The sequence below is a fragment of the Dietzia sp. Alg238-R159 genome, assembly GCF_900537145.1.
Taxonomy (GTDB): Bacteria; Actinomycetota; Actinomycetes; order Mycobacteriales; family Mycobacteriaceae; genus Dietzia; species Dietzia kunjamensis.
Genome location: NZ_UNRI01000001.1, coordinates 995,778 through 1,010,848, shown reverse-complemented (window position 1 = coordinate 1,010,848; position 15,071 = coordinate 995,778). Strand labels below are relative to the sequence as shown.

At 70.4% G+C, this 15,071-nt stretch carries 14 protein-coding genes and 1 rRNA gene; all 15 read right to left on the bottom strand.

The features are described from left to right. Window positions 1-113: ribosomal RNA gene (locus tag G6R20_RS04730) — 16S ribosomal RNA — on the bottom strand; the annotation flags it as partial. 546 nt (window positions 114-659) lie between these two features. Then, entirely contained in the window at window positions 660-1,931 is a 1,272-nt protein-coding gene (gene tyrS / locus G6R20_RS04725; RefSeq protein WP_163375670.1) for a tyrosine--tRNA ligase, read from the bottom strand. Window positions 1,932-1,946: 15 nt separating this feature from the next. Then, window positions 1,947-2,573 (bottom strand): DNA-3-methyladenine glycosylase, encoded by a 627-nt coding sequence (locus G6R20_RS04720; RefSeq protein ID WP_119193437.1) that lies wholly within the window; start codon window positions 2,571-2,573, stop codon window positions 1,947-1,949. Between the two features lie 56 nt (window positions 2,574-2,629). Next, window positions 2,630-2,851 carry a Trm112 family protein gene (locus G6R20_RS04715; protein WP_067714095.1) on the bottom strand — a complete coding sequence of 74 codons (222 nt, stop codon included), beginning with the start codon at window positions 2,849-2,851 and terminating at the stop codon, window positions 2,630-2,632. A gap of 5 nt (window positions 2,852-2,856) precedes the next feature. Next, the gene (argH, locus tag G6R20_RS04710; protein ID WP_163375669.1) at window positions 2,857-4,296 is read right to left on the bottom strand and encodes an argininosuccinate lyase; all 1,440 of its coding nucleotides are present in this window, start codon (window positions 4,294-4,296) and stop codon (window positions 2,857-2,859) included. Further along, window positions 4,293-5,492, bottom strand: a complete 1,200-nt coding sequence (locus tag G6R20_RS04705) for an argininosuccinate synthase (RefSeq protein ID WP_067714089.1) — start codon at window positions 5,490-5,492, stop codon at window positions 4,293-4,295. Before G6R20_RS04705 ends, argH begins: the two co-directional genes overlap by 4 nt. Before the next feature lie 57 nt (window positions 5,493-5,549). Then, window positions 5,550-6,047: an arginine repressor gene (locus G6R20_RS04700; RefSeq protein WP_082923787.1), complete on the bottom strand. Its 498-nt coding sequence runs from the start codon at window positions 6,045-6,047 to the stop codon at window positions 5,550-5,552. Further along, on the bottom strand, window positions 6,044-7,021 hold the full coding sequence (argF, locus tag G6R20_RS04695; protein ID WP_119193436.1) for an ornithine carbamoyltransferase: 978 nt from the start codon (window positions 7,019-7,021) through the stop codon (window positions 6,044-6,046). Before argF ends, G6R20_RS04700 begins: the two co-directional genes overlap by 4 nt. After that, window positions 7,018-8,259 (bottom strand): acetylornithine transaminase, encoded by a 1,242-nt coding sequence (locus G6R20_RS04690; RefSeq protein WP_132063237.1) that lies wholly within the window; start codon window positions 8,257-8,259, stop codon window positions 7,018-7,020. Before G6R20_RS04690 ends, argF begins: the two co-directional genes overlap by 4 nt. Further along, the gene (argB, locus tag G6R20_RS04685) at window positions 8,256-9,191 is read right to left on the bottom strand and encodes an acetylglutamate kinase (protein ID WP_067714080.1); all 936 of its coding nucleotides are present in this window, start codon (window positions 9,189-9,191) and stop codon (window positions 8,256-8,258) included. Before argB ends, G6R20_RS04690 begins: the two co-directional genes overlap by 4 nt. A 1-nt stretch (window position 9,192) precedes the next feature. Continuing rightward, on the bottom strand, window positions 9,193-9,669 hold the full coding sequence (locus G6R20_RS04680) for a hypothetical protein (RefSeq protein WP_069390102.1): 477 nt from the start codon (window positions 9,667-9,669) through the stop codon (window positions 9,193-9,195). Further along, on the bottom strand, window positions 9,666-10,703 hold the full coding sequence (gene argC, locus G6R20_RS04675) for an N-acetyl-gamma-glutamyl-phosphate reductase (protein ID WP_096905562.1): 1,038 nt from the start codon (window positions 10,701-10,703) through the stop codon (window positions 9,666-9,668). The genes G6R20_RS04680 and argC overlap by 4 nt, the downstream gene beginning before the upstream one ends. Before the next feature lie 112 nt (window positions 10,704-10,815). Continuing rightward, entirely contained in the window at window positions 10,816-11,595 is a 780-nt protein-coding gene (locus G6R20_RS04670) for a DUF2786 domain-containing protein (RefSeq protein WP_163375668.1), read from the bottom strand. 91 nt (window positions 11,596-11,686) lie between these two features. After that, window positions 11,687-12,526, bottom strand: coding sequence for a bifunctional hydroxymethylpyrimidine kinase/phosphomethylpyrimidine kinase (thiD, locus tag G6R20_RS04665; RefSeq protein WP_067714077.1), 840 nt, complete (start codon window positions 12,524-12,526; stop codon window positions 11,687-11,689). Continuing rightward, complete coding sequence (gene pheT / locus G6R20_RS04660) at window positions 12,519-15,038, bottom strand: phenylalanine--tRNA ligase subunit beta (protein WP_163375667.1); 2,520 nt, start codon at window positions 15,036-15,038, stop codon at window positions 12,519-12,521. The genes thiD and pheT overlap by 8 nt, the downstream gene beginning before the upstream one ends. Between the last annotated feature and the right edge of the window lie 33 nt (window positions 15,039-15,071).

Sequence of the window (15,071 nt, the reverse complement as noted above, 5' to 3'; positions counted from 1 at the left end):
GTTACTCACCCGTTCGCCACTCGTGTACCCCCGAAGGGGCCTTACCGTTCGACTTGCATGTGTTAAGCACGCCGCCAGCGTTCGTCCTGAGCCAGGATCAAACTCTCCATAAAAGCTTCTCAGCACTACGAAAAGCACAATCCAAGCAAAAACAAACCAAAAACTGGCTGTTCAAACAAAAACGCGACCCCCACGACAGGGATGTGAAAGGGTCGCAACCAAACAAAAAATTTGGCACTATCACAAACAAAACACACTGTTGAGTTCTCAAACAACACCCACACACCGTCTCCACGGGGCTGTTCGCCTCGCTTCACCCGGGGTGATCTCCGCTGCCCTCCCGAGGAGGGCAACTCCACCAGCGTAACAGGCCTACGTTCCGATTCACAATCCGGTCGCTTTCCCGCCTCGCGGCGCCGCAGCCACTCTCTCGAGGGCAACTTCTCTATCCTAGCTATCCGGTCGCACCGAGTCAAACCGGCGAGATCTTCCTGCTGTTCGGAGCCCGTCTCCTCGGCGTCCCCGGCTTCTCGGCCCGGGCCGCTCTCGGCGACTTCCAATAAGCTACGCAGACGTGAACGGAAACGCAAACCCGCAGGTAGACCCCCGGAAATGCCAAAGGCGCCGGGTTCACCGGCGCCTTCAACGATCTTCCAGACTCAGTGAATCCTGACCCCGGCGAAGTTCTTCTTCCCCCGGCGGAGCACCAGCCATGAACCATGGAGGAGATCGGGGGCCGTCGGCGTCCATTCCGGATCCGAGACGCGCTCGTTGTTGACGTACGCGCCGCCCTCCCCGATCGCACGCCGCGCCGCCCCCCTGCTGTCGCAGAGACCGGAGGCCACCAGGAGATCGACGATCGTGGCGGGCTCACCGTGAGCGATCTCGACAGCGCCGGCATCCTCCAGCGACGCCGCGAGCGTCGCCTCGTCGAGGCCGGCCAACTCTCCCCTGCCGAAGAGTGCCTGCGCTGCGGCCTGGACGGACTCGGTCGCGGCGACCCCGTGCACCAGGGTGGTCATCTCCTCGGCGAGTCGCTTCTGCGCGGCCCGCATGTGCGGCTTCTCCCGGGTGAGTTCCTCGAGCTCGTCGATCTCCTCCCTACCGAGGAAGGAGAACCACCGCAGGTACCGCACCACATCGGCATCGGCGGTGTTGAGGAAGTACTGGTACCAGGTGTACGGGCTCGTCATCGCGGGATCGAGCCACAGACTCCCGCCTCCGGTCGACTTCCCGAACTTCTTCCCGTCCGATGAGGTCACCAGGGGAACGGTCATCGCGTGCACGGATTCCCCGTCGACCCGGCGGTTCAGATCGACACCGCCGACGATGTTGCCCCACTGATCGGACCCCCCGAGCTGCAGCGTGCACCCCATGTTGCGGCGCAACTGCAGGAAGTCGTTGGCCTGCAGGAGCATGTACGAGAACTCGGTGAAGGAGATCCCCTCCCCCTCCAGCCGACGCTTGACCGTGTCCCGACCCAGCATCGTGTTCAGCGAGAAGTGCTTGCCGACGTCGCGGAGGAACTCGATCACCGTCATGTGGCCGGTCCACTGCATGTTGTTGACGACCCGCGCCCCCGCGGGCCCCTCGGTGAGGTCGACGAACCGCTCGAGCTGACCGGCGATCCGTTCGGTCCACTCCGCCACGGTGTCGGACGTGTTCATGACCCGCTCCCCCACGTCGCGGGGGTCACCGATCATGCCGGTGGCACCGCCTGCCAGAACGATCGGCCGGTGTCCGGCCAACTGGAACCGGCGCAGGGTCAGTAGCGGGATGAGGTGACCGGCGTGCAGGCTCGGCCCGGTCGGGTCGAACCCGCAGTAGAGCGACACGGCGCCCTCGTCGAGGTGCGCCCGGAGCGCGTCGAGATCGGTCGACTGGGCGATCAGCCCGCGCCACTGCAGTTCATCGAGGATGTTGTTGGTCACGACGGACATTGTCCCTCACTCGGCGTGTCCGGCCACCACGGGGCGGGTCAGCTGCGGGGCCCGTGGGCTGCGTCGGTACGCGGAGACCTCCCGCGCGCCGGCCACCCAGAACCTCCACGGGCGGTCCGCTTCGCGGGAGACCCCGACCCTCGGACCGGACCTGATGTGGTGGCCGGGGAGCGGGTCCGGGCGGAAGTGGACCGACGACGACGAGTCGAGCACGTCGATGCCCCTCATCGTGAGGTCGATGCCCAGGGTGCTGCCGAGATTGCCGGGTCCGCGGGCGGCCCGCTCGGCCGGGACGCCGGGCCGGCGGGAGTCCACGATCTCGTGGCCGCCGGCGATGCGGGCCGCCCGGAGCAGTACTCCCCCGCCCTCCCCGGCGGGCCGGCACGTGATGTTCACGCACTGGTGGATCCCGTGGCTCAGGTAGACGTACAGATGACCGGCGTCCCCGAACATGACCTCGTTCCGGGGGGTGGGGCCCGGCCAGGTGTGAGCGGCCGCGTCGGGAAAGCGGGATTCCGGTGGCCCGCCGTAGGCCTCGACCTCCATGATCCTCACCGAGACCGCGCCGTGGGTCAGGATCCCTCCGAGCAGAGCCCGGGCCGCGGTGTCAGGCGATGACTCCCGCAGCAGCAACCGGAACCGATCGGTATCGGTGCCGACGGCGGGGCCTGTCCGGTCGTCCGGGGAACTCACCCCTCGGTGCCTCCACCTGCCAGGGCGACCAGCTCTGCGTGCTCGGCGTCGTCCACCTGCCGGGATTCGTCGACCAGCAGCACGGGGATGCCGTCGTCGATCCGGTAGGCCCGGCGCAGACGCGGGTTGTACAGCGTCTCCGATCCCGCGAGCAGGAGCGGGCCCTTGTCCTCGGGGCAGGCGAGGATCTCGAGCAGACGTGCGTCGATGACGGACATGGCGCTCACCCTACCCAGCCCGCGAACTCGTCGCGGATCTCGCCCAGCCGCCTGCGCTGCGCGGCCACCGCCTCGCCCGCGGTGCCGCCCCGGGCGTTCCTCGACGCGATCGAACCGGTGACGGTGAGGACCTCGCGCACCTCGGGCGTCAGCGCGGGGTCCACGGCCGCCAACTCGTCGTCGTCCAACTCGTCGAGCCCCACACCGCGGTTCTCGGCCACACGGACGCACTCCCCCGCCGCCTCGTGGGCGACCCGGAACGGGACGCCCTGCCGGACCATCCACTCCGCGATGTCGGTGGCCAGGGTGAACCCGGCGGGAGCGAGCTCGGCGAGCCGCTCCGGATGGAACTCCAGAGTGGCCACGAGACCGGCCATGGCCGGCAGCAACAGATCCAGCTGCGCCACCGAGTCGAAGACCGGTTCCTTGTCCTCCTGCAGATCGCGGTTGTAGGCCAGCGGTTGCGCCTTGAGGGTCGCCAGCAGGCCGGTCAGGTTACCGATCAGTCGACCGGTCTTCCCGCGCATCAACTCCGCCACGTCAGGGTTCTTCTTCTGCGGCATGATCGAGCTGCCCGTCGACCACTCGTCCGCCAACGTCACGTACCCGAACTCGGGCGTGGACCAGGCGATGATCTCCTCCGCCAGGCGGGACAGGTCGACCGCGATCTGCGCCAGCACGTACGACGCCTCGGCGGCGAAATCGCGGGAGCTCGTGGCGTCGATCGAGTTGTCGGCCGCCCGGTCGAAACCGAGCTCGGCGGCGATCGCGTCCGGGTCCAACCCCAACGACGACCCCGCCAGCGCACCCGATCCGTACGGCGACACCGCCAGACGACGGTCGAGATCACGGATCCTGTCCAGATCGCGCAGCAACGGCTGGGCGTGCGCGAGCAACTGGTGGGCGAGCAGGACCGGCTGCGCGGCCTGGAAGTGCGTCTTGCCCGGCATCACCGTCTCGGGGTGGGCGTCCGCCTGGCCGACGAGCGAGTCGACCACATCGAGGACCCCCGCCGCGACCGCCCGCACGGCGTCGCGGAGCCACATGCGGAACAGGGTCGCCACCTGGTCGTTGCGCGACCGGCCCGCTCGCAGCCGGCCCCCCACCTCGGGCCCCACCCGCTCGATCAGGCCGCGCTCGAGGGCGCCGTGCACGTCCTCATCGGACTCCGCCGGGACGAACGCCCCCGAATCGACGTCCGCGGCGAGGCGATCCAACCCGTCGAGCATGGCGTCCAGGTCGGGACCGGTGAGCAGACCCGCACGGTGCAGAACCCGGGCGTGGGCCTTGGACGCGCGGATGTCGTACGGGGCCAGCTCCCAGTCGAAGTGGGTGGACTTGCTCAGCGCGGCCATGGCCTCCGACGGCCCGCCGGAGAACCGACCTCCCCACAGGGAGCCCGTGTTGGTGCCGTGGCGCCCGGAGTCGCCCTGCTCCGCACTCACAGGCCGAGGTCCCGCTTGGCGGCGATCTTGGAGCTCAGGCCGTGCAGGTTGACGAAGCCCTTCGCGTAGCTCTGGTCGAACGAGTCGCCCTCGTCGTAGGTGGCGAGGTTGAAGTCGTAGAGCGAGGAGTCGGAACGACGGCCGTTGACGGTGATCGAGCCGCCGTGCAGGACCATCCGGATGTCGCCCGACACGTGCTGCTGCGTGTTGTCGATGAAGGCGTCCAGGGCGTACTTGAGCGGCGAGAACCACAGACCGTCGTAGACCGCGTTGGACCAGGTGTCGGACACGCCGGACTTGTACCGGGCGAGCTCACGCTCGAGGGTGACGTCCTCGAGTGCCTTATGGGCGGTGATGAGGATCATGGCGCCCGGCGCCTCGTAGACCTCGCGACTCTTGATGCCCACCAGGCGGTCCTCGACCATGTCGAGGCGCCCGACGCCCTGCGCGCCGCCGCGACGGTTGAGCTCCTCGATCGCTTCGAGCACGCTCACCTTGCGGCCGTCGATCGCGACCGGCACGCCCTCGGAGAAGGTCACCGTGACCTCGTCGGGGGCGGCGAAGTTGATGGTCGGGTCCTCGGTGTAGTCGTAGACGTCCTTGGTCGGGGCGTTCCACAGATCCTCGAGGAAGCCCGTTTCCACCGCACGGCCCCAGACGTTCTGGTCGATGGAGAACGGCGACTTCTTGGTGACGTTGATCGGGATCTCGTTCCGCTCGGCGAACTCGATGGCCTTCTCACGGGTCCAGGCGTAGTCACGGACCGGCGCGATCACGTCGAGGTCCGGCGCGAGCGCCCCGAAACCGACCTCGAAGCGGACCTGGTCGTTGCCCTTACCCGTGCAGCCGTGCGCCACGGAGGTCCCGCCGTGCATCTTGGCCGCGGTGACCAGGTGCTTGACGATGAGCGGACGCGAGATCGCCGAGACCAGCGGGTACTCGCGCATGTACAGGCCGTTGGCCTTGATCGTGGGAGCGCAGTAGTCATCGGCGAACTCGTCGCGGGCGTCCACGACCACCGACTCCACGGCTCCGCAGTCCAGCGCGCGCTGCCGGATGACGTCCATGTCCTCACCACCCTGACCGAGGTCGATGGCGACGGCGACGACCTCGGCACCGGTCTCCTGACCGATCCAGCTGATGGCGACGGAGGTATCGAGTCCGCCGGAGTAGGCGAGGACGACGCGATCGGACATGGTGTTCTCCTTGATGTGTGGGGTCTGTTCGGGGTGGTTCGGTGTGCGCGGGGCCGGTCAGATCTGGCGCCGTGCCAGTCCGGCCAGTCGGTCGGCGAGTTCAGCTCCGGTGACGGGTTCGCGGGCCATCACGAATATGGTGTCATCCCCCGCGATGGTCCCGACGACGTCATCCAGATTGGCCCGGTCGAGGGCACTGGCGAGGAAGTTGGCCGCCCCGGGAGGAGTGCGCAGGACCGCGATGTTGGCACTGTGGTCGGCGGACACGAGCAGGTCCGCGATCAGCCTGCCCAGGCGGTCCGTCCCACCGGGGATTCCCGGCACGTGGCTGCCGTCCTCGGGGATCACGTAGCGGCCGGCGCCTCCGTCGGCGGCGCGGAGCTTCACGGCGCCGAGTTCGTCCAGGTCCCGGCTGAGGGTAGCCACCGCCACGGCGATACCCTCCTGCGCCAACGCCTCGGCGAGCTCGGTCTGACTGCGCACCGGTCGGCGACGCAGGATCTCCGTGATCCGGGCGTGCCGGGCCGTCCTGCTGACGCTGCCGACGGCGGTCACGATCGCTCCAGTAGCCAGACCAGAAGCGCCTTCTGGGCGTGGAGTCGGTTCTCGGCCTCGTCGAAGACTCGGCTGTGGGGGCCGTCGATCACCTCGGCGGCGATCTCCTTGTCCCGGTAGGCGGGCAGGCAGTGCAGCACGATGACGTCGTCCGAGGCCCTGGCCACCGACGCCCGGTCCAGCTGGTAGTCGGCGAGGTCCCGCAGTCGCTGCGTGGCCGAGTCCTCCATGCCCATCGAGACCCAGGTGTCGGTGATGAGGACGTCGGCGCCGTCGACAGCCCGGTCGACGTCCGTCGTGATGGTCACCGAACCACCGGTCTCCGCGGCGATCCGCTCGGCGTCGGCGACCACCTGACCGGTGGGTTGATACCCCTCGGGGGCCGCGATGGTGATGTGCATACCCGCGGTCGCGAACCCGAGGAGGTAGGAGTGGCCCATATTGTTGGCCCCGTCCCCCAGGTACACCGCCCGGAGTCCCTCGGTGCGGCCGAAGTTCTCCCGGATGGTGAGCAGGTCGGCCAGGATCTGGCACGGATGGAACTCGTCGCTCAGGGCGTTGACGACGGGAACGTCCGCGTGGGCGGCGAGTTCTACGAGGCCGTCCTGGGAGTAGGTGCGCCACACGATCGCCTCGACGTAGCGCGACATCACCCGGGCGGTGTCGGAGAGGGTCTCCCCCTTGCCCATCTGGGTGGAGCCGGACTCGACGACGATGGCGTTCCCGCCCAGTTCCGCGATCCCGGCGTCGAACGAGAACCGGGTGCGGGTGGAGGTCTTGTCGAAGATGACCGCGACAGACCGCGGGCCCTCCAGGGGTCGGGCGGAGAACGGCTCGGCCTTGAGCTTCAACCCGAGGTCCAGGACTTCGGCCTGCTCGGCGGGGCTGAGGTCGTCGTCGCGGAGGAAGTGACGGACCGCAGGGGTGGAGGTCGCGGTCGACGCGGTCGATGAGCTGACGGTCGGGCCGGTCATGACGAGGACTCCTTCTGGGCTGCGATGGTGGACGACGCGGTGTCGAGGATCCCGGGCAGCGCGGACACGAACTCGGCGACCTGCTGTTCGGTGAGGATGAGCGGTGGTGCGAGGCGGACCACGTCCGCCGTGGTGGCACCCACCAGGTACCCGGCTCCGCGCGCCGCCTCCTCCACCGCCTTGGCGGCGGGCGCGGTGAGCACGATCCCGAGCAGGAGGCCCCGTCCACGCACGTGGTCGACCAGTGGGTGGTCGAGGCACTCGATCTCGGCGGCGATGATCTTGCCGAGGCGGTCGACGTGTGCCACGAGGTCATCGGACTCGATCGTGTCGAGTACGGCGAGAGCGGCGGCGCACGAGATCGGGTTACCGCCGAAGGTGGTGCCGTGCTGCCCGGCGGTGAGTAGTTCGCCCGCGGCGCCGACGCCGAGGCACGCGCCGATCGGCAGGCCACCACCGAGCCCCTTCGCGAGGGTGATCACGTCGGGCACGACCCCGGCCTTGCGGCAGGCGAACATCGCACCGGTACGGGCGATCCCCGTCTGGACCTCGTCCACGATCATGAGGACGCCGTGCTCGGTGCACAGGGCGCGCACGTCGGCGAGGAACCCCTCGGGGGGCTCGACGACGCCGCCCTCGCCCTGGAGCGGCTCGATGATGACGGCGGCCGTCTCGCCCGGAGCCAGCTCCACCAGCGTGGTCAGGGCGTCGATGTCGCCGTAGGGGAAGAACTCGACCCCGGGTGGCATGGGCTCGAACGGCGCGCGCTTGGCGGGCTGGCCCGTCATCGCCAACGCCCCCATCGTCCGTCCGTGGAAGCCGTTCTCCGCTGCCAGGATGCGGGACCGGCCCGTCCGGCGGGCGATCTTGAACGCGGCCTCGTTGGCCTCGGCTCCCGAGTTGCAGAAGAAGGCCCGTACCGGCTGGTCCACCGCCAAGAGGGACTCGAGGCGTTCGGCCAGCTCGACCACCCTGGGGTGGACGTACAGATTGGAGATGTGCCCGAGTTCGGCGACCTGGCGACTGACCGCGTCGACCACGGCCGGGTGGCCGTGTCCGAGGGAGTTCACGGCGATCCCGCCGAGCAGGTCGACGTACTCACGACCGTCGGCGCCCGTGAGCGTCGCGCCACTGCCCGAGACCAGCTCGAGCGGCGGGGTGCCGTAGTTGCGCATCAGCGCGTCGTCCCACCGCGCGGTGAGGGTCGGGGTGTCGGTGACGGTGTGCGTGTCGTTCATTTCTCGACTCCTGCCGGCGACCTGGTTTCGTGGTGGCCCTCGGTGACCATCGTCCCGATGCCCCCTTCGGTGAGGATCTCGAGCAACACCGAGTGTTCGACGCGGCCGTCGATGACGTGGGCTGCGTGCACCCCGCCCCGGACCGCCCGCAGACAGGCCTCCATCTTGGGAACCATCCCGCTCTCGAGGGACGGGAGGAGCCGCTCGAGTGGTTCGGTACCGAGATGCGTCACGAGGGACGAGCGGTCCGGCCAGTCGGTGTACAGCCCCTCGACGTCGGTCAGGACGATCAGCTTCTCCGCACCCAGGGCCGCTGCGAGCGCCCCGGCCGCGGAGTCGGCGTTGATGTTGTGCACGGTTCCGTCGGAGTCGGGCGCGATGGTCGACACGACGGGGATCCTGCCCGCCTCGATGAGGTCGAGGACGGCCCGCGGGTCGACGGACTGCACATCGCCGACCAGGCCGATGTCGGTGGGTTCCCCGTCGACCATCGCTGTCCGGCGAACCGCGGTGAACAGTCCCGCGTCCTCTCCGGAGATCCCGACCGCGTAGGGGCCGTGGGCGTTGATCAGACCGACGAGCTCGCGTCCGACCTGGCCGAACAGCACCATGCGGACGATGTCCATGACCTCGGGGGTGGTGACCCGGAACCCGCCGCGGAACTCGCCCTCCATGCCCAGACGACCGAGCATGGAGGTGATCTGCGGCCCGCCCCCGTGGACCACCACGGGCTTGAGCCCGCAGGTGCGCAGGAACACCATGTCCGCCGCGAAAGCCGCTTTGAGGTCGTCGTCCACCATGGCGTTACCGCCGTACTTGACCACGACGATCTTGTCGTGGAACTTCTGCAGCCACGGCAGCGCCTCGGCGAGCACGTGCGCGCGGACGAACGGCGTCAGCTGCGTGGAGCCGTCGTTCATCTCGGTGGTCATGTCAGGCCTCTCCGGGCTGGTCGGGAATGGTCAGGGCGAGTCGGACGTCCGCGCCACCGCGGTGTCGGAAACGGAACTCGGCTCCGTCCGCCGTCGGTGCGGGTTCCGGCCACGGCGCGTGATCGGTGTCAGGCCGGAAGACGAGCACCTCGATCGGGCCGGCCTCGACACCCGATCTCGAGCTGACGAACCGGGCGACGTTCTCGGCGACCTCGTGCGCGGCCGTGAAGTCCGCGCCGGGGTCTCCGACGCCGGGGCCGTCGAGCAGGACGACCGCGCGGGTGGACGGGATCTCGGCGCTCAGGGTGCTCCACCGCAGTTCCACCGCGTCCGCCCCGTCACCGTGGACGTTGAGGATGCCGGTCGAGCCGGCGGGGGCGACCCAGAACATCGCATGGGTTCCCTCCGGGGCCCACCACATCTCGAGACCGTGGACCCGGCCTCTGGAGGTGGCGCCCGCCAGGGCGTCCGCGGTCACGGGGCCAGGCCGACGGTGCTGAGTCCGGCGGTCTCGGGGAGTCCGAGCGCGAGGTTCATCGACTGGATCGCGCCCCCGGCGGTGCCCTTGGCGAGGTTGTCGATCGCCGCGGTGAACACCGCGCGGCCGGCGCGCTCGTCGACCTCGATGCCGAGTTGCACCGCATTGGATCCGAGCACGGAGGCGGTCATGGGCTGCACGCCCGCGGGCAGGACGTGGACGAACGGCTCGTCTCCGAACGCCTCGGCGTACACCGCCCGGAGCTCCCCGGCGGTCGCGGTCGTGGGCGCCACCGCGGTGGTGAGGATGCCGCGGGCCATGGGGGCGAGAACCGGGGTGAAGCTCACCGACACCTCCGCGTCGGTGACCGCACGAAGGTTCTGGGTGATCTCGGGCGTGTGCCGGTGGGTGGTCACGCCGTACGCCTTGGCCGAGCCCATGACCTCCGCGGCGAGCATCGGGACCTTGGCGGCCTTGCCTGCGCCCGACGCTCCGGTCACGGAGACGATCGTGATGGCGGAGGCGTCGACGAGGCCGGCCGCGACGGCCGGGAACAGCGCGAGCGTGGCGCCCGTGGGGAAGCACCCCGGGACCGCGACGCGGCGGGTGGACCGCAGCGCCTCACGCGCCCCGGGGAGCTCCGGGAGACCGTACGGCCAGGTACCGGAGTGCTCGGAGCCGTAGTACGCCGTCCAGTCCTCTGCGTCCACCAGTCGGAAGTCCGCCCCGAGGTCGACGACGAGGACGTCCGGCCCCAGTTGCTCGGCGATCGCCGCGGAATGCCCGTGGGGCAACCCCAGCACCACGACGTCGTGGCCTTCGAGCGTCTCCGCCTCGGTCTCCGCGAGGGCGCGGTCGGCGAGGGGCAGCAGGTGCGGGTGGTGCTCCCCGAGCGTCTGTCCGGCGCTCGACCCGGCGGCGAGCGTGCCGATCTTTAACTCCCCCGCCGCATAGGACGGGTGCCCGAGTAGGAGTCGGAGGAATTCCCCGCCCGCGTAACCCGAAGCACCTGCGACCGCCACCGTGATTGCCATACGCACGAGTATGCACCACTTTGCAATGTTTTGCATCTCCCCCGGCGAGCCGCGCCCCTTGCCCCGCCCCCCGCCGTCCGACGCCCCGCCGCCCGGCGCCCCGCGTGCGGGGTCAGGCCCCGATCTGCCGGCGGCCGCCCGTGAAGCGGCGCTGGCCGAGATCCACCGAGCCACCGACCCGACGCCCCTCCTCGATCCCGGACGTACCGACCCGCCTGCGGGCACCGCGGACGGCGGTCGGGAAGCGCCGACGGAGTTCGGTCTCCGCCCGCTGCGAGTCGGACCGCAGGACGAGCCCGGCGCCCGCGGCGTCCCGGCTCTCGGCCACCGCGCCCCGCTCGGCGGCCTCCAGTCTCCGCCCCACCTCGAAGGCGAAACCGGTCATGAACGACTTGCGGTGGGTGACCGCGGAGACACCCGGGGAGGGCCGCTGTCTGGCCGCTGCGGCGAGCATGACCCCGGTGAGGGCCCCGGCGAGCATGCCCACCCGCTCGACGTGGCGGCGAACCCCCACGATGTGCACGACCCGGGTGCCGTCGCCGCGGGCGGACGTGACGGCCCGGCAGTGCATCGCGGCGGCGAGGGCGGCCACCAGTCCCACCTGGTCGGGTTGATAGCTCCCGGAGATCACGTGGTCGATGACCGCCACCTCGGCGGCGGTATCCGGACCGGTCCGCGCGAGCGCCTCGTCGACGCCGTACTTGGCGAGCAGGGCGTAGGCACGCTCGAGCAGGACCTCGGCCTCGGGCGTGCCCGCCACGCTCTCGGCTTTGGCGAAGAGTTTGCGGACCCTGTCCAACGCCTTCTCTGACGAGGGGGGCCCGGCGCCCTCGTGCCCGTCCTGCGATCGGGTCTGCGAGGTGTTGTGGGAGGTGTTGTGGGAGGTGTTCACTGTCTGCTCCTGATCGTCTCGGCCGTTCGGCGGAACCGATACTCGCACAGGTGTACGACACAGTCGGTGCGGACGGCCGCGCCGTCCCAGGTCAGCGGTGCAGGAACCAAGTGTGGTCGAGCGGGCCGGAACCGCGGCCGACCTCCAGGGTGAGACCGCCGTGGAGGGCCCCGTCGATCCACGGGCGGACGCGGCGGTAGGCCGCCTCCCAGTCCCTCTCCCCCACCCGCGCGGTGGCCAGCGCCGAGGACAACGAACACCCGGTGCCGTGCGTGTGCGGGGTGTCGACGCGGACGAACGGCAGACGCAGCGTCGTGCGTCGGTCCCCCTCGGACTCCACCAGCACGTCCTCCGCACTGCCGTCGTCCAGATCGCCCGTGGTGGCGAGCACCGCGCAGCCGGTCTGCTCGTGCACGAGCTCGGCCTGCCCGACGATCGTCTCGATGTGCTCCGCGGGCTCGCCGCCACACAGCACCGCGAGTTCGGGGACATTGGGCGTCACCAGGTCCGCCAGCGGGACGAGGTCCCGCAGCATCCGCGCCGCGTCCTCACTGGCCAGCCGGCCTCCGGTGGTGGCCACCATCACCGGGTCGAGGACGACGTGGGGTGGACGACGACGACGAAGCCAGTCGCCGACCGCCTCCACCAGAGCGGCCTCACCGAGCATGCCGATCTTGACGGCGTCGATCGTCACGTCATTGGCGACGGCGTCGAGCTGGGCGATCACGTCGTCGACGGGCACGGCGTGCACCCCGGTCACCCCGACGGTGTTCTGGATCGTGACCGCGGTGACGGCACCCATTCCGTACCCGCCCATCGCGGCGACGGCCTTGGTGTCGGCGAGCAGCCCGGCGCCGCCGGACGGGTCCGTGCCCGCGATGCACAGGACCCGCGGCACCCGTGCACCGGCGGGGCGTCGGCCGTCAGCCACGCAGGCTCGCCCCCACGGCCTTCTCCGCCGCCTCGACGGCGGCCGTGCGCCATGCGCTCGCCTCGTCCTCCGTGAGGGTGCGGTCGTCGGCACGGAACGTCAACGCGTAGGCGAGGGACTTACGCCCGTCCCCGAGCTGGGCGCCGGTGTAGACGTCGAACAGTCGCGCGCTCTCGAGCAGCTCCCCGCCTCCCGAGCGGAGTGCAGCCTCGACCTGCGCAGCGGGCACGGCCACGTCCACGACGAGCGCCACATCCTGGTTCACGGGCGGGAACGGCGAGATGGTCGGGGCCGGCAGCACCTCCCGGGCGCCGATCGCGTTGAGGTCCAGTTCGACCGCGCACGTGCGCGCCGGGAGCCCGAGCCGCTCGCACGCCGCGGGGTGTAGCTCACCGGCGTGACCGACCACCACGATCTCACCCGGCCCGGCGTCGCGGTCGCCACCATCGACCAGGACCTCCACGCAGCGACCCGGGTGCCACGGTGCGCGCTCGGCCGCCCGCACCTCGACCTCGGCCCCGAGGGCCCGCCCGACGATCCTCGCCGCCTCCACCGCGTCGAGGGCGTCGGCCTCCCGGCCGGGGCCGAAGTGCCCGCCCGGCTCGCGCCTACCGGTGTAGAGGGCTGCCACGTGGAACGGCTGGTCGGGCAGCGACGCCGCCAGGCTGTCCCGCTCCTGCGGGGTCGGCTCCCGATCGACCGGCAGTATGTCGACCCCGGACGTCGTCGGCGTCCGGAAGGACACCTGCGCGACCGAGAAGAGCGCGAGGTCGCGGGCCCCGCGCGTGATGTTCCGGCGGGCGATCTCGGCCAGCGAGGGCAGCAGCGTGGTGGCCAGATGAGCCTTGTCGCTCTCGAGGGGATTGACCACGGCCATGGTGCTGCGGCGCTCGTCGTCGTCGTCAAGTCCCATGGCGTCGAACACCGACGGGTCACAGAACGGCGACGTGAGCACCTCGACGTGCCCGGCCGCCGCCAGGGCGTGCCCCACGGCACGGCGGCCGCGCTGGAACGCGGTGAGTCCGCGACCGGCGGGCGCGGTGGGCAGCACCGACGGGATGTTCTCCAGTCCCTCCAGGCGAAGCACCTCCTCGACCAGATCCGCGGGCAGGGTCAGGTCGGGGCGCCATGCCGGGGCGGTCACCTCCAGCAACACAGCGTCATCGCCGGCGACGGTGCACCCGATCTGCTCCAGACGGCGGCGCGTGGTCCCCGCCGGATACCCGACCCCCGCCACCCGCGAGGGGCGCTCGGGACCGAACGCGATCGTCGGCATCACGGGCGCCGAGCCGACGTCCGTGAGAGAGGCCTCCACGGAGCCACCCGTGATCTCGGCGAGCAGGGTGGCCGCGCGGTCCAACGCCGCGATCGACGCGGCGGCGTCGACCCCACGCTCGTAACGCTTGCCCGCCTCGCTGGGGAGCTTGTGGCGGCGGATGGTCCGGAACACCGCGAGGGTGTCCCACACGGCGGCCTCGAGCAGGACGTCGGTCGTGTCGTCGGAGACCTCCGTGCTCGCACCGCCCATGACGCCCGCCAACGAGATCGGGCCGCGGTCGTCGCAGATGACGACGTCCTCGGGATCGAGCGTGCGCTCGACGTCGTCGAGGGTCGTGAGGGCCTCCCCCGCGCGAGCCCGACGGACGACGAGCCCGCCCTGCAGGCGCCCCGCGTCGAACGCGTGCATGGGATGACCCAGCTCGAGCATGACGTAGTTGGTGACGTCGACGGCCGGGGAGATCGGCCGCACGCCCGAGAGCAGCAGGCGGCGCGCCATCCACCACGGGGTCCGCGCGGACGGGTCGACTCCGGTGACCCGGCGCAGGGCGAACCGCTGGGCACCGGACTCGGCGGTCACCTCGAGCGGCCAGGCCTCCTTCTCCGACGGCAGCCCGAGCTCGACCGCCGGGTCGGCGAAATCCAGGTCGAACCCGCACGCCAGCTCGCGGGCCAGACCACGGGCCGACAGGCAGTAGCCACGGTCCGGCGTCACGTTGAGTTCGATCACGGTGTCCCGCTCGCCGGCACCCGCGGCCAACACCGGGCCGGCGGGGTCCCCGGGCTCGGCGGTGCCCTCGGCGAGGACGATGATCCCGCTGTGGTCGGAGCCGATCCCCAGCTCGGAGGCCGAACAGATCATGCCCTCACTCGGCTTGCCGTAGGTCTTGCGCTTGCCGATCTCGAACCCGCCCGGCAGGACGGTGCCCGGTAGGGCGACGACGACCAGGTCGCCTTCCGCGAAGTTGCGGGCGCCGCACACGATCTGCTGCGGCTCGTCACCGCCCACGTCGACCAGACAGAAGCGGATGGGTTTCTTGAAGCCCTCCAGCTCCTCGATGGTGCTGACACGGCCGATGGTGAGCGGGCCGTCGATCTCGGGCAACTGCTCCGGTTCACCCTCCACCTCGAGGCCGACGCGCACGAAACCGGCGTCGAGCTCGGCCGGGCTGACGGACCAGCCGTCGTTGGCCCGCTGCAGGATCTCGGTCAGCCAGGACTGCGCAATTCGCACTGTGGGGTCCTTCGTCTTCTGGGGTGGGGGTGG